The organism is Klebsiella sp. NPDC088457 (assembly GCF_044900465.1).
Classification (GTDB): Bacteria; Pseudomonadota; Gammaproteobacteria; order Enterobacterales; family Enterobacteriaceae; genus Klebsiella.
On the sequence record NZ_JBJDNH010000051.1, the window covers coordinates 1 to 22991 of the forward strand.

Sequence of the window (22991 nt, forward strand, 5' to 3'; positions counted from 1 at the left end):
GATTGTCTGATAAATTGTTAAAGAGCAGTTGCGACGCGCTTTAGCGCTCTGTCGCGAGGTGGCGTATATTACGCTTTCCTCTTTCAGAGTCAACCTCGTTTTCAGAAGTTTTCTCTTTCAACCCGGCGGCTTGTTTGCCGTTGTTCCGTGTCGATGGAGGCGCATTATAGGGAGTTCTCGAACGCCCGCAATAGAAAAGTTGCAGAAAAATGACTGACTGCTGCATTCCCCAGCAAAACCCCACTTTATACCCTGTTACACACAGAATTATCCACAGGCCACGCCACTTCTTACCTGATAAAGGCCATCAAACGCCCCTTCTATATAGAGAAGAGAGCGGCAAAAAAGAGAAAGATAAAAATTCGCGAGCGTTGCGCAAACGTTTTCGTTACAATGCCGCGCTATGACAAGGATGCCCGGTTGGGTGCGTTAGGTGAGCTTTTAGGCAAAAACTCACCTAACGCTCTCTGTAATGTTCAAATCCTGGGGATTTAATACCATGCAACAACGTCGCCCAGTCCGCCGCGCTCTGCTCAGTGTTTCTGACAAGGCCGGTATCGTCGAATTCGCGCAGGCTCTTTCCGCTCGTGGTGTTGAGCTACTCTCTACGGGCGGTACCGCACGCCTGCTGGCTGAGAAAGGTCTGCCGGTAACCGAAGTCTCTGACTACACCGGTTTCCCGGAAATGATGGATGGACGCGTTAAGACCCTGCATCCAAAAGTGCACGGCGGTATTCTTGGCCGCCGCGGCCAGGATGATGAGATCATGGCCCAGCACGCGATCTCTCCTATTGATATGGTCGTTGTTAACCTTTATCCGTTTGCCCAGACCGTCGCCCGCGAAGGGTGTTCCCTGGAAGATGCGGTAGAGAATATCGATATCGGCGGTCCGACCATGGTGCGTTCCGCGGCCAAGAACCATAAAGACGTGGCCATTGTCGTCAAGAGCGGCGACTACCACGCCATTATTAACGAGATGGATGCTAACGACGGTTCCCTGACGCTGGAAACCCGCTTCGATCTCGCCATTAAAGCTTTCGAGCACACCGCTGCCTACGACAGCATGATTGCCAACTACTTCGGCAGCATGGTTCCGGCCTATCATGGTGAGACTCAGGAAGCCTCCGGCCGCTTCCCGCGTACGCTGAACCTGAACTTCATTAAGAAGCAGGATATGCGTTACGGCGAAAACAGCCATCAGCAGGCGGCCTTCTATATAGAAGAAGACATTAAAGAGGCGTCGGTTGCGACCGCCACCCAGGTTCAAGGCAAAGCCCTTTCTTATAACAACATCGCCGATACCGATGCGGCGCTGGAATGCGTGAAAGAGTTCAGCGAACCGGCCTGCGTGATTGTTAAACACGCCAACCCGTGCGGCGTTGCGGTCAGCGCCTCAATTCTGGATGCTTACGATCGCGCCTACAAAACCGACCCGACCTCCGCATTCGGCGGCATTATCGCCTTCAACCGTGAACTGGATGCAGAAACCGCGCAGGCCATCATCTCGCGTCAATTTGTCGAAGTGATCATCGCCCCGTCCGCCAGCGAAGAAGCGCTGAAGATCACCGCAGCCAAGCAGAACGTCCGCGTTCTGACCTGCGGCGAGTGGGCGGCACGCGTTCCGGGTCTCGATTTCAAACGCGTTAACGGCGGTCTGCTGGTTCAGGATCGCGACCTGGGCATGGTCACCGAGGGCGATCTGCGCGTCGTGACGAAGCGCCAGCCTACCGAGCAGGAACTGCGTGACGCGCTGTTCTGCTGGAAAGTGGCCAAGTTCGTGAAATCCAACGCGATTGTCTATGCAAAAGAGAACATGACCATCGGGATAGGTGCAGGCCAGATGAGCCGCGTTTACTCGGCGAAAATTGCCGGTATCAAAGCGGGCGATGAAGGTCTGGAAGTGAAAGGCTCGGCAATGGCTTCTGACGCCTTCTTCCCGTTCCGTGACGGTATCGACGCTGCTGCTGCAGTAGGCATTACCTGTGTTATCCAGCCTGGCGGCTCTATCCGTGACGACGAAGTCATTGCCGCAGCTGACGAACACGGCATTGCGATGATCTTCACCGACATGCGTCACTTCCGCCATTAATTCACGGAGCAGAACATGAAAGTATTAGTGATTGGCAACGGCGGCCGCGAACACGCGCTGGGATGGAAAGCGGCACAGTCTCCGCTGGTTGATACCGTTTACGTCGCGCCGGGCAACGCCGGTACCGCGCTGGAACCTGCGCTGCACAACGTCGCTATCGGCGTCACCGATATCCCGGCCTTGCTGAGCTTCGCCCAGAGCGAAAAGATCGATCTGACCATCGTCGGCCCGGAAGCGCCGCTGGTGATTGGCATTGTCGATGCGTTCCGCGCAGCCGGTCTGAAAATCTTCGGCCCGACCGAAGGCGCCGCCCAGCTGGAAGGCTCAAAAGCGTTTACCAAAGATTTCCTCGCGCGGCATAACATTCCGACCGCGGAATATCAGAACTTCACCGAAGTCGAACCTGCGCTGGCCTACCTGCGTGAGAAAGGCGCGCCGATCGTTATCAAAGCTGACGGTCTGGCGGCCGGTAAAGGCGTTATCGTGGCGATGACGCTGGAAGAAGCGGAAGAGGCGGTGAAAGATATGCTGGCCGGCAACGCTTTCGGCGACGCGGGCCACCGTATTGTTATCGAAGAGTTTCTCGACGGCGAAGAGGCCAGCTTTATCGTGATGGTTGACGGCGAACACGTCCTGCCGATGGCCACCAGCCAGGACCACAAACGCGTGGGCAATGGCGATACCGGTCCGAATACCGGTGGTATGGGCGCCTACTCGCCGGCCCCTGTGGTGACGGATGAAGTCCATCAGCGCACGATGGATCGTATCATCTGGCCTACGGTCAAAGGGATGGCGGCGGAAGGCAATACCTATACCGGTTTCCTCTACGCCGGGCTGATGATCGACAAACAGGGCAACCCGAAGGTGATTGAGTTCAACTGCCGCTTCGGCGATCCGGAAACTCAGCCCATCATGCTGCGCATGAAATCTGACATGGTGGAGCTGTGTCTCGCCGCCTGTGACGGTAAACTGGATGAGAAAACCTCCGAGTGGGACGATCGCGCCTCGCTTGGCGTGGTGGTTGCCGCAGGCGGCTATCCGGGCAACTACGCCACCGGCGACGAAATCTTCGGTTTACCGCAGGAAGAAGCGGCCGATGGCAAAGTCTTCCATGCCGGGACGAAGCTTGCCGACGACCAGCGCGTGGTGACTAACGGCGGCCGCGTACTGTGCGTGACGGCGCTGGGTGATACTGTCGCTCAGGCGCAGCAGCGCGCCTATGAACTCCTGACCGGTATTCATTGGGAAGGAAGCTTCAGCCGTAGCGATATCGGCTGGCGCGCTATTGCCCGCGAGCAACGCTAGCGCCTGAACGTAACCTCATAACAGGCCTCATTGACGGGCGGCTTCATTCTGGAGTCGCCCGTTTTTTATCGTCAGCCCGCCAACCAGTCACGGAGGATGTGCGGCTACGCGCCTCAGAGAAGCGTAGGGTGGAGAAGGATAGAGGGAATCGTAACGCGCACAGCGTCTCTGACAGGAGGTCAGAAGGTTTTTTCCTGCGGCTGCCAGGTACAGAAGTCTTCGTTGGCCACCAGCAGCAGCTGAGCGCCGTCTGAGGCTTCCAGCCACGCTACGCTCACCTCCGCGGATGAGTGACTCTGGCGGCGCGTAATATGGGCTAATGCCCGCGCATCCAGGTCCGGTCTCACGGTTTGCCCTTCGCAGGTGGTGACCGTCTGGTTGGTATGCCAGCGCCCCTGACGCAGGACAACTCGTCCCTGGCGCAACGCGTCGCTGGTCTGGCGAATCTGCGTTGCCCGGTAGCGATAAAGCGCCACCTGATCGCTGGAAAGCTGCTGCTTCTGCCCATCCACTTCACGCTGCATAAAGCTCAGTTCGCCCTGGTCATCAAAGCGGGCGCGAATGTGTTCTTTGGGTTGGCCGTAAACATTAAGCTCGATAAGCGTGAGTCGGTCGCCCTGCCAGCGGTATTCGCTGGTCGAGGTATTGCCGTTACGCCATGGGCTAAAGGCGGCAAGGAGATGCACTTCGCCATTCGCATCCTCACGCCAGATACGCATCGCCCCCTGATTGTCCGCATAGCCGCTGGCGGTGAACGGAGGGAGTGAGGAATCATGGCTGCAGGCAGTGATCAACAGAATGCCCACCAGCGTCAACGCGCGACGCCAGATAGACAAAAGGGGCTTAAAGGCCCCTTCGTTAAAACTGTACACTGCCACGCGGTCTTACTTAACTGCGTCTTTCAGTGCTTTACCAGAAACAAACGCCGGCACGTTAGCAGCGGCAATTTTGATTTCTTTACCGGTCTGCGGGTTGCGGCCAGTACGCTCAGCGCGGTGGTTCACTTTGAAGGTACCGAAACCAACCAGTTGAACAGCATCACCTTCTTTCAGAGACTCGGTAATTGCAGCCAGGGTAGATTCCAGGGCAGCTTTCGCCTGTGCTTTGGACAGGTCAGCTTTGTCCGCAATTACATCAATCAGTTGAGTCTTGTTCATAAGTTATCCTTACAATGTGTTTATCGCTTGCTAAGCACCGAGTGCGACGGAAATGCCTGAAAAGCACTCTCCTGCATACACGCACCGATAGCCACTTTTTTTCGCCCTCCAAATGTAGACCAGACGGGGGGCGGAATGGAAGCCTTCAGACGCTACAATTCAGGCGGTAAATCACGTTTTCTGGTCTCACTGCTGAAAATTTATACCAATATTGCTCTCACCGGCTTCACGAAGGTCTGCGCGCAGCCCTTTGATCAGTTCAATATCGCGTTCTTCGCAGTCGGCCAGCAGACGGAAAATTTCCCACTGAATATCCCATTCTTGCTCAACCGCCGGGTTCTCTTTGAGCTCTTCATCGGTCATTTCGCGACCGGCCTGGGTCATTTCCAGCATCGCCACGGTGGTAATGGAGCTCTTGCTCACCTCAATGGCATGCTCAAGCGTTTCTCCGCTCAGGCGCGAGTGAATCAGTTCGCTCAAGGCGACACAGGCATCGATAGCCGGGTAAACGCCGTACAGATCGTAGTCGTCCGCAACCGGAATCGCCTCTTCCAGCTTTTCCAGCTGGCTATCAAAATTCACCTTCGCGTCTTTGACCGTCAGTGTTTCCCAGATCAGATCGAGGATACGGCGATACAGCTGGCCATCGGCAAATTCGGTTTGCTGGCAGAACATCGCGTAGTTGGGGTACATGCGCTCGCACAAACAGGCCATAAAGGTGACGTGCTGCCAGCTTTCCAGCTTCTCCAGGCGCAGATGAATCGGGTTTTGTAACATGATGAATTCTCGAAGTCAGAAATTAGCCGCAGTGTACCTGAATCAGTCGTGATTTGCTTGCCAACGCACAAACGCCGGGCGCCGCGAGGCCACCGCATCAGCCCAGCGCGTGGGTTCCGGCAGGCGGTAGCCTTTGATGCAGCGCTCCACCCACGCCAGCGCGCTATCGAGGGCTACGCGGTGGCCGGTGCTGACAAACAGCGGATTGCAGCGCGCTTTGCTGCGCCAGACCCATGCCAGCTGCTCGTTTTTATCCATCAGCGGCGCCAGTGCCCCCGGTTCATCGCCGGGAAGCGTAAAGCGCCCGCACAGGCGCTTTTTCGCCACCCCAATGGTCGGGACATCCACCAGCAGGCCAAAATGGCTGGCCACGCCCAGACGCCGCGGATGGGAAATCCCGTGGCCGTCGACAAATAAGAGATCGGGTTTTTGGCAAAGCTGTTCCCACGCCGCCAGCAGCGCGGGCGTTTCACGAAAAGAGAGAAAGCCGGGGATATAAGGCATCGTGGTGGCAACGCGTGCCACCTGATATTCCACCAGCTCCAGCGAGGGCCAGGCCAGCAGCACCATCGCCGCTCGGGTGACTTCGCCTTCTTGCTCGAAGCCAACGTCTGCTCCGCCGATCAGCCGCGGAGGATCCCGATCCAGCCGATCCTCACGGATGACCGATGCGGCCAGCTCCTGCTGGCGGGCGCGTAGCGATGCCAAATCCATACTCGCTCCTTAGCGATGGTATTGCGCCGACAGCCGGTGTACCGCTTCGACAAACACCCCCGCATGTTCAGGATTCACGTCCGGATGAATGCCGTGACCGAGGTTGAAGACGTGGCCTTCCCCCTGACCGAAGCCAGCAAGAATGGTCGCCACTTCTTCTTCAATACGGGCAGCGGGCGCGTAGAGCATGGAAGGGTCCATATTGCCCTGTAGCGCCACTTTGTGACCGACGCGACGGCGAGCGTCGGCGATATCGGTGGTCCAGTCGAGACCCAGCGCATCGCAGCCGGTTTCGGCCATCGCTTCCAGCCACTGTCCGCCGCCTTTGGTGAATAAGGTCACCGGTACGCGGCGGCCTTCGTTTTCACGCAGCAGGCCATCGACGATTTTGTGCATGTAGTACAGCGAGAACTGCTGATAATCGCGGCCGGTCAGCACGCCACCCCAGGTATCGAAAATCATCACCGACTGGGCGCCCGCTTTGATCTGGGCGTTAAGGTACAACGTGACGCTTTTTGCCAGCTTATCGAGCAGCGCATGCAGGGTCTGCGGATCGGCATACATCATTTTTTTGATGACAGTGAAGGCCTTACTGCTGCCCCCTTCAACCATATAGGTCGCCAGGGTCCACGGGCTGCCGGAGAAGCCAATCAGCGGAACCTCACCTTTGAGCTCACGACGAATGGTGCGTACCGCATTCATCACGTAACCGAGTTCATCTTCCGGATCGGGGATCGGCAGTTTGTCGACGTCGGCTTTGCCGGTAATGGTCGAGGTGAAGCGCGGACCTTCGCCGGCTTCGAAATAGAGCCCCAGCCCCATCGCGTCCGGAATAGTCAGAATGTCTGAAAAGAGGATCGCCGCATCCAGCGCATAGCGACGCAGCGGCTGCAGGGTGACTTCACAGGCCAGCCCGGCATTTTTACACAGAGACATAAAGTCGCCCGCTTCTGCGCGAGTGGCCTTGTACTCCGGTAAATAGCGGCCAGCCTGGCGCATCATCCACACCGGGGTCACATCAACGGGTTGGCGCAGCAGCGCACGCAGATAACGATCGTTCTTCAGTTCGGTCATTTTGCAGTTCCTTAATGCGTCAGGCCGTCATTGTATCACGTCATTCATAGTCGGCCCGACACATTGCCACGGTATCTTCTATCAGCCGGCGCGCCACGGTTCCCGGCGGCGGCAGCAGCGGTAAATCATCGTAGCGATACCAGCCCGCCTCCAGCAGCTCTTTCTTATCGATAACAATCTCGCCGCTGTCATATTCCGCCATAAACGCGGTCATCAGCGACTGCGGGAACGGCCACGGTTGGGAAGTCACATAGCGCAGGTTTTTCACCTTCAGGCCGCTTTCTTCCATCACCTCGCGGGCAACCGCCTGTTCCAGGGTCTCTCCCACTTCGACAAACCCGGCCAGCACCGTATGTACGCCGTTGCGGTGGCGGGTATGCTGCGCCAGCAAAATAGAGTCGTCCCGGCGAATCGCCACGATCATGCACGGGGCGATTTGCGGGTAATAGCGCTCGCGGCAGTGGCTGCACAGCATCGCCCATTCGCTTTTGCTTGGCTGCATCGGATGCCCACAGTAGCCGCAGAATTTATGCGAGCGGTAAAACTCGGCCAGCTGGATGCCGCGCCCCGCCAGCTGAAACAGCCCCGGATCCTGATCCAGCACCTGACGCAACGATCCCATATCATGCCGACGATCCTGGCGCACCAGCCATACCGCTTCTCCTTGCCATTCACCGATATGCCGCGCGTGCTGTCCGACAAGATTGAAATTTCCCGCTTCGCCATGTGGTAATTCCCCGTCGGGTAACCATAATTTTTGTTCGTGGCTGACGATCCACCAGCCGCGATCTAATTTTTCAATAATACGATCCATATCTATTGCACTACCTTCGTTTTACTGGCACTTTTAACATTATATTTACATTTTGGTGAGCAACGTTATTTTTCTTAATCTTGCGGAGTCAACCATGTTAAACCAGCTGGAAAACCTAACGGAACGTCTTGGAGGCAGTAATAAACTGGTCGATCGCTGGCTGCATGTACGTAAGCATTTGCTCGTGGCTTACTACAAGCTGGTTGGCCTGAAACCGGGTAAAGAATCCTTTATGCGGCTTAACGAAAAGGCGCTGGATAACTTTTGCCAAAGCCTGGTGGATTACCTCTCCTCCGGCCATTTTAGTATTTATGAACGTATTCTTGGCGAAATGGAAGGCGACACGCCACTTTTGGCGGCCACGAAGCTCTATCCGCAGCTGGAAGCCAATACCCAGCAGATTATGGATTACTACGATTCCTGCCTCGAAAACGCCATCGATCACGATAACTATCTGGAGTTCCAGCAGGCGCTTTCCGATATTGGCGAAGCGCTGGAAGCGCGATTTGCGCTGGAAGATAAGCTGATCGCCCTCGCCGTTTCCCACAACCAGGAAGACAACATCAGCGACAATATCACGCCGACTGCTTGAGTTGTGAGCCGTTAACGAGTAGTTTACATACATTCTCCCTCGCTGGAGGGGGTTTTATCTTGTCGGAGTGCCTTAACTGGCTGAGACCGTTTATTCGGGATCCGCGGAACCTGATCAGGCTAATACCTGCGAAGGGAACAAGAGTAAACTGCTATAAGCGACCGTCCATCCAGGACCGATCGCATCTGTTACTCCATCCGTCGTCTGACAAGCCATGTCCTTTTTCATCTGGAATGAGCTATGTCTGCAACCAAACTGACCCGTAGAGAACAGCGCGAACGCGCGCAGCGCTTTATTGATACCCTCGAAGGCAGCGTCTTCCCCCGTTCACGGCGTATCTATATTCAGGGCTCGCAGGATGATATTCGCGTGCCGATGCGCGAAATCCAGCTTAGCCCCACGCTGACCGGCGGCGACAAAACCAACCCGCAGTATGAAGATAACGAAGCGATACCGGTGTATGACACCTCCGGCCCGTATGGCGATCCAGACGTTGCCATCGATGTCAGGCAGGGGCTGGCAAAGCTGCGCCAGCCGTGGATCGATGCGCGGCAGGATAGCGAGCCGTTAAACGACCGCAGCTCCCTCTACACCAAAGAGCGTCTCGCCGATGAGGGCCTCGATGCGCTGCGCTTTAGCGGCCTGCTGACGCCGAGACGAGCCAGGCCGGGGCAATGCGTTACTCAGCTCCACTACGCCCGTCGGGGAATCGTTACGCCGGAGATGGAGTTTATCGCCATCCGGGAAAACATGGGCCGGGAGCGTATTCGCAGCGAAGTGCTGCGCCACCAGCACCCGGGGGAAGGCTTTGGCGCCCGCTTACCGGAGAACATCACCGCGGAATTCGTCCGCGATGAGGTGGCCGCCGGCCGCGCGATCGTTCCTGCCAACATCAACCACCCGGAATCGGAACCGATGATCATCGGGCGCAATTTTCTGGTGAAGGTTAACGCCAACATCGGCAACTCGGCGGTGACATCGTCCATCGAAGAAGAGGTCGAAAAACTGGTGTGGTCAACGCGCTGGGGCGCCGACACGGTGATGGATCTCTCCACCGGCCGCTATATTCACGAAACCCGCGAATGGATCCTGCGTAACAGCCCGGTGCCCATCGGCACCGTCCCCATCTATCAGGCGCTGGAGAAAGTGAACGGCATTGCCGAAGACCTCACCTGGGAAGCGTTCCGCGACACTCTGCTGGAACAGGCGGAACAAGGCGTCGACTATTTCACCATTCATGCCGGCGTCCTGCTGCGCTACGTACCGATGACCGCCAAACGTCTGACCGGCATTGTCTCCCGCGGCGGCTCAATCATGGCGAAGTGGTGCCTGTCGCATCATCAGGAAAACTTCCTCTATCAACACTTCCGCGAGATTTGCCAAATCTGCGCCGCCTATGATGTCTCACTCTCGCTCGGCGACGGCCTACGGCCGGGCTCGATTCAGGACGCCAACGACGAGGCGCAGTTCGCCGAGCTGCACACCCTGGGGGAGCTGACAAAAATCGCCTGGGAGTACGACGTGCAGGTGATGATTGAGGGACCGGGCCATGTGCCGATGCAGATGATCCGCCGCAACATGAGCGAAGAGCTGACCCACTGCCACGAAGCGCCGTTCTACACTCTTGGGCCATTAACCACCGATATCGCTCCCGGCTATGACCACTTCACCTCCGGTATCGGCGCGGCGATGATCGGCTGGTTCGGCTGCGCCATGCTCTGCTATGTCACGCCGAAGGAGCATCTCGGCCTGCCGAATAAAGAGGATGTGAAGCAGGGATTGCTCGCCTACAAAATCGCCGCTCACGCCGCCGACCTTGCCAAAGGTCATCCGGGGGCGCAGATCCGCGATAACGCCATGTCCAAAGCCCGTTTTGAATTCCGCTGGGAAGACCAGTTCAATCTCGCCCTTGACCCGTTCACCGCCCGCGCTTATCACGACGAAACGCTGCCGCAGGAGTCCGGCAAACTCGCCCACTTCTGCTCTATGTGCGGGCCCAAATTCTGTTCAATGAAAATCACCCAGGAAGTCCGCGACTATGCCGCCCGGCAGAATATCGACGCCGGCATGGCCGACAGGTCCCAGGATTTCCGCGCTCGCGGCGGTGAGATCTATTTACGTAAGGAGCAAGCCTGATGTATCAACCCGATTTTCCGTCCGTCCCTTTCCGTTTAGGACTCTACCCGGTCGTGGATAGCGTGGTGTGGATTGAACGCCTGCTGAAAGCGGGCGTGCGTACTCTTCAGCTGCGCATCAAGGATAAGCGCGACAGCGACGTTGAGGACGATGTGATCGCTGCTATCGCACTCGGCCGTCAATATCATGCCCGGCTGTTCATCAACGACTACTGGCAGCTGGCCATTAAGCACCAGGCCTACGGCGTGCACCTGGGACAAGAGGACCTGGAAACCACGGACCTGAGCGCCATTCGCCACGCCGGGCTGCGCCTCGGGGTCTCGACCCATGATGATATGGAGATCGATGTTGCGCTGGCCGCACGCCCCTCCTATATCGCGCTAGGTCACGTTTTCCCTACGCAAACCAAACAAATGCCTTCCGCCCCTCAGGGTCTGACGCAGCTCGCTCAACATATCCAGCGCCTGCAGGATTACCCGACGGTGGCGATCGGCGGCATCAGCCTGGCGCGCGCTCCGGCGGTACTGGAAACCGGCGTCGGTAGCATCGCCGTCGTGAGCGCGATTACCCAGGCGGAAGACTGGCGGCAGGCCACCGCCCAACTGCTGGAAATCGCAGGAGCAGGCGATGAATGACAGCGATTTCATGCGCTATAGCCGCCAGCTGATGCTGGAAGATATTGCCATCGAAGGTCAGCAGAAGCTGTTAGCCAGCCGGGTGCTGATCGTCGGCCTCGGCGGGTTGGGTTCTCCTGCCGCGCTGTATCTGGCCGGCGCCGGCGTCGGTACGCTGGTACTGGCTGACGATGACGACGTCCACGTAAGCAACCTGCAACGCCAGATTCTCTTCACCAGCGATGATATCGCCCGGCCGAAAACCGCCGCCGCCAGGCAGCGGCTGGCGCGGCTTAACCCGCAGATTGAGATCGTCACGCTGCAACAACGGTTAAGCGGCGAAGCCCTACGAAGCGAAGTCGCCCGGGCCGACGTGGTGCTGGATTGCACCGATAATATGGTCACCCGCCAGGATATCAATGCTGCCTGCGTCGCGCTGGCCACGCCGTTGATTACCGCCAGCGCCGTCGGGCTGGGCGGGCAGCTGATGGTCCTCACCCCACCATGGGAGCAGGGCTGCTACCGCTGCCTGTGGCCCGATACCGCCGAACCCGAACGTAACTGCCGTACGGCGGGGATTGTCGGGCCGGTGGTCGGCATGATGGGCACGCTGCAGGCGCTGGAGGCGATCAAATTGCTCTCCGGCATGGCAACGCCGCGCAACACGCTGCGGCTATTCGATGCGCGCACCAGCCACTGGCGCAATCTGGCGCTGCAGCGTGCGCTGGGCTGCCCGGTATGCGGAGGGCGCCATGCAGATCTGGTTTAACGACGAGCCGATGCAGTGCGCCGGAACGACCACCGTCGCCGACCTGCTCACGCAGCTAGCGCAGCGCCAGGCGGGTACTGCCCTGGCGCTCAATCAACACGTTCTGCCGCGCGAGCGGTGGGAACACCATCTTCTGCAGGAAGGCGATCGGGTCCTGCTTTTTCAGGTTATCGCCGGAGGCTGACATGTTACGTATCGCAGACAAAACGTTTGAATCACATATTTTTACCGGTACCGGAAAATTTTCCGCGCCGCAGGTGATGGTCGAGGCGATTCGCGCCTCGGGTAGTCAACTGGTGACGCTGGCGATGAAGCGCGTCGATCTACGCCAGCACAACGATGCCATTCTTGCCCCCTTGCTGGCGGCTGGCGTCAGTCTGCTGCCAAATACCTCGGGGGCCAAAACGGCAGAAGAGGCCATCTTTGCCGCCCGGCTGGCCCGGGAAGCCCTGGGCACCCACTGGCTGAAGCTGGAGATTCATCCGGACGCGCGCTGGCTGCTGCCGGATCCGATCGAAACCCTGAAGGCGGCCGAGACGCTGGTGCGGGAAGGCTTCGTGGTTCTACCTTATTGCGGCGCCGATCCGGTGTTGTGCAAACGGCTGGAGGAAGCGGGATGCGCGGCGGTGATGCCGCTCGGCGCGCCGATTGGCTCGAATCAGGGGCTGGAAACCCGGGCGATGCTGGAAATTATTATCGAACAGGCGACGGTACCGGTGGTGGTCGATGCGGGAATTGGCGTCCCCAGCCATGCCGCACAGGCGCTGGAAATGGGGGCCGATGCCGTGCTGGTCAACACCGCTATCGCCGTGGCCGACGATCCGGTGACTATGGCGCGGGCCTTTCGTCTGGCGGTAGAGGCGGGATTACTGGCTCGTCAGGCGGGTCCCGGCTCGCGCAGCGCCGGGGCGCAGGCCACCAGCCCATTGACCGGTTTTCTGGAGGCGCAGGCATGACCACCTTTAGCGAACGCTGGAAACAGCTGGAATGGGATGACATTCGCCTGCGTATCAACGGCAAGACGCCAGCCGATGTGGAGCGAGCGATAGCGGCAAAACAGCTCAGTCGTGACGATATGATGGCCCTGCTCTCTCCCGCCGCCGCCGGCTATCTGGAGCCGCTGGCCCAGCGCGCGCAGCGGCTGACCCGGCAACGATTCGGCAATACCGTCAGCTTTTACGTTCCGCTGTACCTCTCCAACCTGTGCGCGAACGACTGTACCTACTGCGGTTTTTCGATGAGCAACCGCATTAAGCGTAAGACCCTGGACGAGGAAGAAATTGCCCGCGAATGCGCCGCCATTCGCGCAATGGGCTTTGAACATCTGCTGCTGGTCACCGGCGAACACCAGGGCAAAGTCGGCATGGACTATTTTCGCCGGCACCTGCCCGCTATTCGCAGTCAGTTCTCCTCACTGCAAATGGAAGTGCAGCCGCTAACGATGGCAGAGTACGCCGAGCTGAAAACGCTCGGCCTGGACGGCGTCATGGTCTATCAGGAAACGTATCATGAGAGCATGTATGCCCAGCACCATCTGAAGGGTAAAAAACAGGACTTTTTCTGGCGTCTGGATACGCCGGATCGTCTCGGCCAGGCGGGGATCGATAAGATCGGCCTCGGGGCGTTAATCGGTCTTTCTGACAGCTGGCGCGTGGATTGCTACATGGTGGCGGAGCATCTGCTGTGGCTGCAACAGCATTACTGGCGCAGCCGCTACTCTATCTCCTTCCCGCGACTGCGGCCGTGCGCGGGTGGGGTTACCCCCGCCTCGCTGATGGACGAACGGCAGCTGGTTCAGACCATTTGCGCCTTCCGCCTGCTGGCGCCGGACGTGGAGCTCTCGCTCTCGACGCGTGAATCGCCGGCCTTCCGTGACCAGGTGATCCCGCTGGCGATTAATAACGTCAGCGCCTTTTCGAAAACCCAACCCGGCGGCTATGCCGATAACCACCCGGAGCTGGAGCAGTTTGCGCCTCATGACGGTCGTCGCCCCGAGGAGGTGGCCGACGCGCTGGTGGCACGCGGTTTACAGCCGGTGTGGAAAGACTGGGACAGCTGGCTGGGACGCGCCTCGCAGTCGTCATGAAAGGCGGTGTAAGGACCTGAACGTTTTCCGAACCGGAGTGTAAGATGAAAAGCGGCAGCTGGTAGTTGCGCTCGCGTTTTTTTATTCTGCCTTTGTCAGCAGCGGACGCTGACCAGGGCGAATCCTTTCTCTTCCTCCTTTCGCCCTGCCTCATCGCGAGGCAGGCACCGCCATCAAAGATAAATCCCATCCTCCCGAGGGCCAGGGTTATAATTGACGGAGCATTACCCGATTCGATCGCCAGGCATTGCGGCTAAAACCTGCGCTTCAACCCACGTTATACCTTCTGGAACGATTTACGACACATGGCACGTCACAACAGAACGCTCTCTTTTACTATGCCGATTCTGGTTGGATTTGCAGGGATTTTACTCAGCTTTTTGCTGATCGCGATGTTTGTCACCGTCACGCAGAAAAAGAATTTTCTTGAGGACTACCACCACGTTAATCGCAATTTCACCCACAATCTTGCGGTCAACTACACCGAGTCGCTGCTGCGCGGGAATGATTATATCCTCGCTCGGGCGACCCAATTTTTTGCGAAGAGTGACGAGCTAAATCAGGCGGTTAACGTTGATCCGCAAAAAGGGTTGCAGGAGCTGATGCAGCTACAGGAACTGATGCCAACCGTTTCGTCTATCTCGCTGGCGGATACCCATGGCCGCTACCTGCGTGCGCCAGAGGTGCTGGAGAGCGATGACAGTCGCGCCTTCGATCCCAGGACCCGGCCATGGTTTATCAAGCAGGCGGAGGCCAGTACCTTTAGCCTCTATACCAGCCCCTATCTGGACTACTTCACCCATCGTCCGACCATTACCCTGTATAAACCCATCATCTCGCCGCAAGGACGGCTCAAGGGTAGCCTCGCATTTCATCTGGATCTGACCTCGATGGGGTATGCCCTACGCCAGATGGTGGCCCCCATTCAGGGCGAGTTTTTTGTGGTGCAGCGTGACGGGAAAGTGGTGCTTCATCCGGATACCGGCGCGCTTTTTAAGCCCTACGTCAGCAATATGTTAATGGATAAAATGACCAGTGCCGAAGGTCAGCTGTATGACGAGAAAAATGGCATCTGGTATTACTATTATTCGTTTACCAATCCCGACTGGTTTGTTATTTACCGCGTCGCCAACGCTACGCTGGTTGATTTAACGCGCTACGAAACCGATATTGTCGCCTGGGGATTTGCGCTGGCCGCCATCGTGATTGTGCTGTTCGGCCTCTATCTGCGCCACGCCTCGCGTACGGTGCTGATGAACATCATCAATGCGATTAAAACCGGCGATGTCAATCGCGCTCCGCGGCTGGAGGCGATGCTGAGCAAGGCCATCGAAAGTAATAAGCAGCGCGAGCTGACCTATGTGCGCCAGGCCACTATCGATGCCCTGACCGGCTGTAAAAACCGCCGCGCCTTCGACAGCGATATCGCCGCGCTGATGAACGATCATCAGCCTTTCGCCCTGTCTCTGGTCGATATCGATAACTTTAAATCCATTAACGATACCTGGGGCCACCTCAACGGCGATATCGTCTTGCGTAATGTCGCCCGTGAGGGCCTGCAAATCCTGCAGCCGCAACATATTTCGCTCTACCGCTATGGCGGTGAAGAGTTTGCCGTCATTTTCACCGGTGAGCATGTCGCCACCGCGCATACGATTCTGGAAAGCTGGCGGGTCAAGATCGCTCAGCGTACCTGGCGTGAAGAGGGATTGACGGTGACCTTTAGCGCCGGGTTAGGCGAATGGAATATGGAGCCGCTGGATAAGCTGGTCGTCAGCGTGGATGAAGCGCTCTATAAGGCGAAGCAGCAGGGCAAGAACCGCATCGTTCGCACCTGATCCCTCTTCGCGACTAAAGCCCGCTTCGCCGGGCATTTTTGTCTTTATCGCGGAAAAATTGAAACCGGTTTCATTATTTTGTGATGCCTTACACACAATCATTGCAAAGCGGTTGTCGAGCCCCCCGCCCCGCGATAAAGATGATGCATCAAGGGAACATAAGGGCCATCTACTATGAAGAATATCGTTTTATGCTGCGCCGCGGGAATGTCCACCAGCATGCTGGTTCAACGTATGCAAGACGCTGCACAGAAGAAAGGTGTTGAAGTCTCGATTAAAGCCGTACCGGTCGCTGAGTTTAAAGACAATCTCGCAGCCGCTGACATCATTCTGCTCGGCCCACAGGTGAAATATGAGCAGGCGAAGCTGCAGGCGCTGGCCGATCCGTTCGGTAAGAAAGTCGCGGTTATCGATATGATGGATTATGGCATGATGAAAGGCGATGCCGTTCTTGATAAAGCCCTGAAGTTGATGGAGTAAGTCATGGAAGATTTAGAAACGATCATCATGGAGCTGTTGGTTAACGCCGGCTCAGCGCGCAGTTCAGCATTAACCGCCCTGCAGCTGGCACGCAAAGGTGATTTTGCCGCTTCCGAGCAGGCGATGGCCGAATCTCACGAATTTGTGAAGCATGCGCATAAAATCCAGACTCAGCTCATCGGCCTGGATGAGGGCACCGGTAAGCTTCCGGTCAATCTGATCACGGTCCATTCCCAGGACCATCTGATGAACGCGATGGTGATTCAGGATCTGGCAACCGATATGATCGAACTGTATCGCCGCACCGCGCAGTAACAGCTCATGATCTGCCGTTCCGCCATGCATGATGCCCGTTTATTCGGGCATTGTCCTTTTCGTCGCGGGCGATAGTCCAGCGCCAGATCCAAAAAACGATATCCCTCAACCGCTGGCGATGAACCTCAGCGCGGCTCAGGCTGCCGCCATCGCGGCAAGCGATATATCCCCGGGTCCTCCTTTTCAATCAGCGCCTCGGCGCCGGGCATTCCCCATCGTCTGAAAGGCCCGGCGCCTGCTTTTTGATTACAGGAAACCGTACATCGCGGCAAATACCCAGCCAAACACGCATGAGACGCTGACGCCAATTAACCCCGGCAGAATAAAGCTGTGGTTAATCACGAAGCGGCCGATATGGGTAGTGCCGGAGCGGTCAAACTGAATCGCCGCCAGGTCGCTGGGATAGGTCGGTAGAATATAATAACCATAACAGGCCGGTGCAGAAGCCACGATATATGCCGGGTCGACGCCAATCGCCAGCGCCACAGGGACAATCGCCGCCAGCGCCGCCGCCTGGGAATTAACGAATTTGGAGACAATCAGCAGGACGATGGCATAGGCCCACGGATACTCTTTCACCATTTCGCCCAGCACGCCTTTAATCTCCGACATGTGCGCGCCGAACATGGTTTCTGCCATCCAGGCAATACCGTACACCGCCACGATGGCAATCATTCCCGAGCGGAAAACCTCATTCTTTGAAATCGATGCCGGGTTTGTTTTGGTAATGATGATAATGAGCGCGCCGGAAAACAGCATAAACATCTGAATCACCAGCACCATTGACAGCGGCTTACCGTCGAAAGCGGGACGCAGCTCCGAAAACGCCCCCAGAACGGCCACGACGGCAATCGAAGCGAGGAAAATCCACATTGCTATCCAGTTACTGGTCGGCAATTTTCTGTCCAGCAGCGTTGCCGTATCACCATACACATAGTGGCGATTTTCCGGCGTCGAGATGAATGCCTGAAACTCCTCGTCTTTATCTAAGTCCTTACCGCGAAACCAGCTAAAAATACCAATGGCCAGGATCCCCAGCAGCGTGGAAGGGATGGTGATGGCCAGCAGATCGAGGAATTCCAGATGCTTGCCGTTGAAGGTAAAGTTGCCCAACATCGCCACCAGAGATACCACCGCTACGGAAACCGGGCTGGCGATAATCCCCATCTGAGCGCCAATGGAGCTGGCGGCCATCGGGCGCTCGGGACGAATATTGTTCTTGATAGCCACGTCATAAATGATGGGCAGAATGGTATAGACCACGTGGCCAGTGCCGCAAAGAATCGTCAGCGTACAGGTGACGAAAGGCGCCACGATAGAGACATACTTTGGATTACGCCGCAGCAGTTTTTCGGCAATCTGCAGCATCACGTCCAGCCCGCCAGAGGCCTGCAACGTCGCCGAGGCGGCGACAACCGCAATAATCACCAGCATAACATCGACCGGTGGCTTACCCGGCTGAAGGTGAAAAACAAAGACTAAAATAACCAGTCCGATACCGCCTAAAAGGCCGAGCGCGATACCGCCTTTTCTGGCGCCATAAAACAAACACATTAAGATAATGATGAGCTGTATTGCGAATTCCATGTATCCCCCAGAACCAGGCCATTAAGATCAAAAATTTATCTGCCGCTGTCGTTTTATTTGTCACTCTCCCCGGCGTATTTTTCAGATATAAAAACCCCTCCTCAGCTTCACCAAACCGAAGATAAAGAGGAAAAGTAATCACATGATTAATTGGACTTTTTGACTATATCGCCTTTGTTTTATGGATTTTTTGATACATGTAGAATTTTTACCCATCAAAAAGTGTGGGTATTAAGAAAAAGGGGGCGGGTCTTTTGTATATAGATTGTTTGCTGCTTAATTGAAGGGGAAATATTAATAGAATGTAATTGATTATGGAGAGACAGGCAGAATATTGTTAGCGCGCTTCCGATAATAAAAAAGCCGATCAGGAAACCTGACCGGCTTTTTAAGCGTAGCGTCAACGATTAATCGTTGTCGGAACCGCCCAGGCCTGCGTTCAGCAGTTCTGCCAGGTTAGCAGAAGCTTCTTCAACGCTCACCTGCGGTGCAGCCGGCTGTTCGCCCGCTGCGCGACGGCGCATACGATCCTGGTGGTACGCATAACCGGTACCTGCCGGGATCAGACGACCCACGATAACGTTCTCTTTCAGGCCGCGCAGTTCGTCGCGTTTGCCCGCAACGGCTGCTTCGGTCAGGACACGCGTAGTCTCCTGGAACGATGCGGCAGAGATGAACGACTCGGTTGCCAGAGACGCTTTGGTGATACCCAGCAGGTCGCGGGAGTAAGTTGCCGCCACTTTGCCGTTCGCTTCCAGATCGCGGTTAGCAATCTTGACGCGGGAGTATTCAACCTGTTCGCCTTCCAGGAAGTCGGAGCTACCAGCGCTTTCGATGGTCGCTTTACGCAGCATCTGACGAACGATAACTTCGATGTGCTTATCGTTAATCTTAACGCCTTGCAGACGGTAAACGTCCTGTACTTCGTTGGTGATATAACGCGTTACCGCGTGTACGCCACGAAGACGCAGAATGTCGTGCGGTGCTTCCGGACCGTCGGAAACCACATCACCACGCTCTACACGTTCACCTTCAAACACGTTCAGCTGACGCCATTTCGGAATCATCTCTTCGTACGGATCGCTACCGTCTAACGGTGTGATAACCAGACGACGTTTGCCTTTGGTTTCTTTACCGAAGGAAATGATACCGCTGATTTCCGCCAGGATTGCCGGCTCTTTCGGGCGACGTGCTTCGAACAGGTCCGCAACGCGCGGCAGACCACCGGTGATATCCTTGGTACCGCCGGATTCCTGCGGAATACGCGCCAGGGTGTCACCAGAGCTGATCTGTACGCCATCTTCCAGCTGAACAATCGCTTTACCCGGCAGGAAGTACTGAGCCGGCATATCGGTGCCTGGGATCAGAACGTCGTTACCGTTCGCATCAACGATTTTCAGTGCCGGACGCAGATCTTTACCACCCGCGGTACGTTCTGCAGAATCCAGAACCACCAGCGAAGACAGACCGGTCAGCTCGTCGGTCTGACGAGTAATGGTCTGGCCGTCAATCATGTCAGTAAAGCGGATGAAACCGCTAACTTCAGTGATAACCGGCATGGTGTGCGGATCCCAGTTTGCCACGGTTTCACCGCCGGCAACCTGCTCGCCATCGCCTTTCGCCATCACAGCACCGTAAGGCACTTTATAGCTTTCTTTAGTACGACCGAATTCGTCGATCAGCTTCAGCTCGGTGTTACGGGAGGTCACTACCAGTTTACCGGCAGAGTTCACAACCGACTTCGCGTTGCTGAGCTTGATGCTACCTTTGTTCTTAACCTGGATGCTGGATTCAGCAGCCGCACGAGATGCCGCACCACCGATGTGGAACGTACGCATCGTCAGCTGGGTACCCGGCTCACCGATGGACTGTGCTGCGATAACGCCGATAGCCTCACCTTTGTTGATGATGTGGCCACGCGCCAGGTCACGACCGTAGCAGTGCGCACAGACACCAAAGTCGGTGTCGCAGGATACAACGGAACGCACTTTAACGGAGTCAACGGAGTTCTCTTCCAGCAGGTCACACCAGTGCTCGTGCAGCAGCGTGTTGCGTGGAACCAGAATGTCCGCCGTACCCGGCTTCAGAACGTCTTCAGCAGTCACACGACCCAGTACGCGATCGCGCAGCGGCTCTTTAACATCGCCACCCTCGATAACCGGGGTCATGGTGATGCCTTCCAGAGTGCCACAGTCGTCTTCAGTAACGACCAAGTCCTGGGCAACGTCAACCAGACGACGCGTCAGGTAACCGGAGTTCGCTGTTTTCAGTGCGGTATCCGCCAGACCTTTACGCGCACCGTGGGTCGAGATGAAGTACTGGAGTACGTTCAGACCTTCACGGAAGTTCGCGGTGATCGGCGTTTCGATGATGGAGCCATCCGGCTTAGCCATCAGACCACGCATACCCGCCAGCTGACGAATCTGTGCCGCAGAACCACGCGCACCGGAGTCGGCCATCATGTAGATGCTGTTGAAGGACACCTGCTGCTCTTCTACGCCGTCACGGTTAATCACGGTTTCGGTTTGCAGGTTATCCATCATCGCTTTGGATACACGATCGTTCGCCGCAGCCCAGATATCGATAACTTTGTTATAGCGTTCGCCCGCGGTAACCAGACCGGACTGGAACTGTTCCTGGATCTCAGCAACTTCAGCTTCCGCTTCGCTGATGATCTCGTGTTTTTTCTCCGGGATGACCATGTCATCGATACCAACGGATGCACCTGAACGCGCTGCATAAGCAAAGCCGGTGTACATCGTCTGGTCCGCAAAAATAACGGTCGGTTTCAGGCCCAGAATACGGTAGCAGGTATTCAGCATCTTAGAGATGGCTTTCTTACCCAGCGCCTGGTTCACGATAGAGAACGGCAGACCTTTCGGCACGATCATCCACAGAATCGCACGGCCAACGGTCGTGTCTTTCAGGCTGGTTTTCGCAACGAACTGGCCGTTTTCATCTTTTTCGTATTCAGTGATACGCACTTTAACGCGCGCATGCAGAGAGGCCAGACCGGCGCGATAAATACGCTCGGCTTCTTTCGGGCCAGTCAGCACCATGCCTTCGCCTTTGGCGTTAACACAGTCACGGGTCATGTAGTACAGACCCAGTACAACGTCCTGAGACGGAACGATGATTGGCTCGCCGTTCGCCGGGGACAGGATGTTGTTAGTAGACATCATCAGCGCACGCGCTTCCAGCTGGGCTTCCAGCGTCAGCGGTACGTGAACAGCCATCTGGTCACCATCGAAGTCGGCGTTATAGGCCGCACAGACCAGCGGGTGCAGCTGGATAGCTTTACCTTCGATCAGTACCGGCTCAAATGCCTGGATACCCAAACGGTGCAGAGTTGGTGCACGGTTCAGCAGTACCGGGTGTTCGCGAATCACTTCGTCCAGGATATCCCAAACGACAGCTTCTTCACGCTCAACCATTTTCTTCGCGGCTTTGATGGTGGTGGCGAGGCCACGCAGTTCCAGCTTGCCGTAGATGAACGGTTTGAACAGCTCCAGGGCCATTTTCTTCGGCAGACCGCACTGATGCAGACGCAGGTATGGACCTACGGTGATAACAGAACGACCGGAGTAGTCAACACGCTTACCGAGCAGGTTCTGACGGAAACGACCCTGCTTACCTTTGATCATATCAGCCAAAGATTTCAGAGGACGTTTGTTAGAGCCGGTGATGGCACGGCCGCGACGGCCGTTATCCAGCAGGGCATCTACCGCTTCCTGCAGCATACGTTTTTCGTTACGTACGATGATATCCGGCGCAGCCAGATCCAGCAGACGTTTCAGACGGTTGTTACGGTTAATGACGCGACGATACAGATCGTTCAGGTCAGAAGTCGCGAAACGACCACCATCCAGCGGCACCAGCGGACGCAGATCTGGCGGCAGAACCGGCAGAACGGTCAGGATCATCCACTCCGGCTTGTTGCCAGACTGCACGAACGCTTCCAGCAGCTTGATACGCTTGGTCAGCTTTTTACGCTTGGTTTCGGAGTTGGTTTCGTTCAGCTCTTCACGCAGCTGTTCGCACTCCTGCTCCAGATCCATGCTCTTCAGCAGGGCCTGGATTGCTTCCGCACCCATCTTGGCGTCGAATTCGTCACCGAACTCTTCCAGCGCGTCCAGATACTGCTCTTCAGTCAGAATCTGGTTACGTTCCAGGTTGGTCATCCCGCCTTCGATAACAACATAAGATTCGAAGTACAGAACGCGTTCGATATCACGCAGCGGCATATCCAGCAGCAGGCCGATACGGGACGGCAGCGATTTCAGGAACCAGATGTGGGCAGTCGGAGATGCCAGCTCGATGTGGCCCATGCGCTCACGACGCACTTTAGTCTGGGTCACTTCAACGCCGCACTTCTCGCAAATCACACCACGGTGTTTCAGGCGCTTGTACTTACCGCACAGGCACTCGTAGTCTTTTACTGGCCCGAAAATACGCGCGCAGAAAAGGCCGTCACGTTCTGGTTTGAACGTACGGTAGTTAATGGTTTCCGGCTTTTTAACTTCACCAAAAGACCATGAACGGATCATGTCTGGCGATGCCAGAGCAATTTTGATCGCATCAAACTCTTCGGTTTTAGTTTGCGCTTTCAGAAACTTTAATAAGTCTTTCACGGATTTGCTCCCG

The 22991-nt window shown here is 56.4% G+C and carries 20 protein-coding genes and 1 riboswitch; of the genes, 12 read left to right on the forward strand and 8 right to left on the reverse strand.

Annotated elements, in window-relative coordinates; all coding sequences use genetic code 11:
* Positions 1-499: 499 nt before the first annotated feature.
* Together purH and purD are read left to right on the forward strand one after the other, a co-directional pair.
* Positions 500-2089, forward strand: a complete 1590-nt coding sequence (purH, locus tag ACI2JR_RS23925) for a bifunctional phosphoribosylaminoimidazolecarboxamide formyltransferase/IMP cyclohydrolase (protein WP_462479634.1) — start codon at positions 500-502, stop codon at positions 2087-2089.
* A 15-nt stretch (positions 2090-2104) separates the two neighbouring features.
* Positions 2105-3394, forward strand: a complete 1290-nt coding sequence (purD, locus tag ACI2JR_RS23930) for a phosphoribosylamine--glycine ligase (protein ID WP_462479635.1) — start codon at positions 2105-2107, stop codon at positions 3392-3394.
* 179 nt (positions 3395-3573) lie between these two features.
* Here purD and ACI2JR_RS23935 read toward each other — a convergent pair whose 3' ends face one another.
* From ACI2JR_RS23935 to nudC, 6 genes are all read right to left on the reverse strand, one after another.
* Positions 3574-4266 carry a DUF1481 domain-containing protein gene (locus tag ACI2JR_RS23935; protein ID WP_462479643.1) on the reverse strand — a complete coding sequence of 231 codons (693 nt, stop codon included), beginning with the start codon at positions 4264-4266 and terminating at the stop codon, positions 3574-3576.
* Positions 4267-4278: 12 nt separating this feature from the next.
* The gene (gene hupA, locus ACI2JR_RS23940; protein ID WP_002884342.1) at positions 4279-4551 is read right to left on the reverse strand and encodes a nucleoid-associated protein HU-alpha; all 273 of its coding nucleotides are present in this window, start codon (positions 4549-4551) and stop codon (positions 4279-4281) included.
* 186 nt (positions 4552-4737) lie between these two features.
* Entirely contained in the window at positions 4738-5328 is a 591-nt protein-coding gene (locus ACI2JR_RS23945; protein ID WP_132731978.1) for a YjaG family protein, read from the reverse strand.
* A gap of 42 nt (positions 5329-5370) precedes the next feature.
* Positions 5371-6042, reverse strand: a complete 672-nt coding sequence (gene nfi, locus ACI2JR_RS23950) for a deoxyribonuclease V (RefSeq protein WP_132731977.1) — start codon at positions 6040-6042, stop codon at positions 5371-5373.
* 9 nt (positions 6043-6051) lie between these two features.
* Positions 6052-7116 carry a uroporphyrinogen decarboxylase gene (gene hemE / locus ACI2JR_RS23955; RefSeq protein ID WP_462479637.1) on the reverse strand — a complete coding sequence of 355 codons (1065 nt, stop codon included), beginning with the start codon at positions 7114-7116 and terminating at the stop codon, positions 6052-6054.
* 40 nt (positions 7117-7156) lie between these two features.
* A complete protein-coding gene (gene nudC, locus ACI2JR_RS23960; RefSeq protein WP_462479638.1) occupies positions 7157-7930 on the reverse strand; it encodes an NAD(+) diphosphatase in 774 nt (257 codons plus the stop codon).
* A 94-nt stretch (positions 7931-8024) separates the two neighbouring features.
* Between nudC and rsd the strand changes: the two genes are divergently transcribed.
* From rsd to ACI2JR_RS24010, 10 genes are all read left to right on the forward strand, one after another.
* A complete protein-coding gene (rsd, locus tag ACI2JR_RS23965) occupies positions 8025-8522 on the forward strand; it encodes a sigma D regulator (protein ID WP_462479639.1) in 498 nt (165 codons plus the stop codon).
* 53 nt (positions 8523-8575) lie between these two features.
* Positions 8576-8676, forward strand: a riboswitch (TPP riboswitch).
* Positions 8677-8762: 86 nt separating this feature from the next.
* Positions 8763-10658, forward strand: a complete 1896-nt coding sequence (gene thiC, locus ACI2JR_RS23970; protein WP_462479640.1) for a phosphomethylpyrimidine synthase ThiC — start codon at positions 8763-8765, stop codon at positions 10656-10658.
* Positions 10658-11293, forward strand: a complete 636-nt coding sequence (gene thiE, locus ACI2JR_RS23975; protein ID WP_132731972.1) for a thiamine phosphate synthase — start codon at positions 10658-10660, stop codon at positions 11291-11293. The genes thiC and thiE overlap by 1 nt, the downstream gene beginning before the upstream one ends.
* Positions 11286-12041, forward strand: a complete 756-nt coding sequence (locus tag ACI2JR_RS23980; protein WP_462479641.1) for a HesA/MoeB/ThiF family protein — start codon at positions 11286-11288, stop codon at positions 12039-12041. Before thiE ends, ACI2JR_RS23980 begins: the two co-directional genes overlap by 8 nt.
* The gene (gene thiS, locus ACI2JR_RS23985) at positions 12025-12225 is read left to right on the forward strand and encodes a sulfur carrier protein ThiS (RefSeq protein ID WP_132731970.1); all 201 of its coding nucleotides are present in this window, start codon (positions 12025-12027) and stop codon (positions 12223-12225) included. The genes ACI2JR_RS23980 and thiS overlap by 17 nt, the downstream gene beginning before the upstream one ends.
* Before the next feature lies 1 nt (position 12226).
* On the forward strand, positions 12227-12997 hold the full coding sequence (thiG, locus tag ACI2JR_RS23990) for a thiazole synthase (protein ID WP_132731969.1): 771 nt from the start codon (positions 12227-12229) through the stop codon (positions 12995-12997).
* The gene (thiH, locus tag ACI2JR_RS23995) at positions 12994-14127 is read left to right on the forward strand and encodes a 2-iminoacetate synthase ThiH (RefSeq protein WP_132731968.1); all 1134 of its coding nucleotides are present in this window, start codon (positions 12994-12996) and stop codon (positions 14125-14127) included. The genes thiG and thiH overlap by 4 nt, the downstream gene beginning before the upstream one ends.
* 305 nt (positions 14128-14432) lie before the next feature.
* Entirely contained in the window at positions 14433-15965 is a 1533-nt protein-coding gene (locus ACI2JR_RS24000) for a sensor domain-containing diguanylate cyclase (RefSeq protein WP_165905798.1), read from the forward strand.
* A 174-nt stretch (positions 15966-16139) separates the two neighbouring features.
* A complete protein-coding gene (locus ACI2JR_RS24005; RefSeq protein WP_132731967.1) occupies positions 16140-16445 on the forward strand; it encodes a PTS sugar transporter subunit IIB in 306 nt (101 codons plus the stop codon).
* Positions 16446-16448: 3 nt separating this feature from the next.
* Positions 16449-16760 carry a PTS lactose/cellobiose transporter subunit IIA gene (locus tag ACI2JR_RS24010; RefSeq protein WP_132731966.1) on the forward strand — a complete coding sequence of 104 codons (312 nt, stop codon included), beginning with the start codon at positions 16449-16451 and terminating at the stop codon, positions 16758-16760.
* A gap of 246 nt (positions 16761-17006) precedes the next feature.
* On the opposite strand, the gene dcuB is transcribed toward ACI2JR_RS24010, so the two are convergent.
* Positions 17007-18347: an anaerobic C4-dicarboxylate transporter DcuB gene (dcuB, locus tag ACI2JR_RS24015; protein WP_462479642.1), complete on the reverse strand. Its 1341-nt coding sequence runs from the start codon at positions 18345-18347 to the stop codon at positions 17007-17009.
* Positions 18348-18754: 407 nt separating this feature from the next.
* Positions 18755-22978 (reverse strand): DNA-directed RNA polymerase subunit beta', encoded by a 4224-nt coding sequence (rpoC, locus tag ACI2JR_RS24020; RefSeq protein ID WP_132731964.1) that lies wholly within the window; start codon positions 22976-22978, stop codon positions 18755-18757.
* Between the last annotated feature and the right edge of the window lie 13 nt (positions 22979-22991).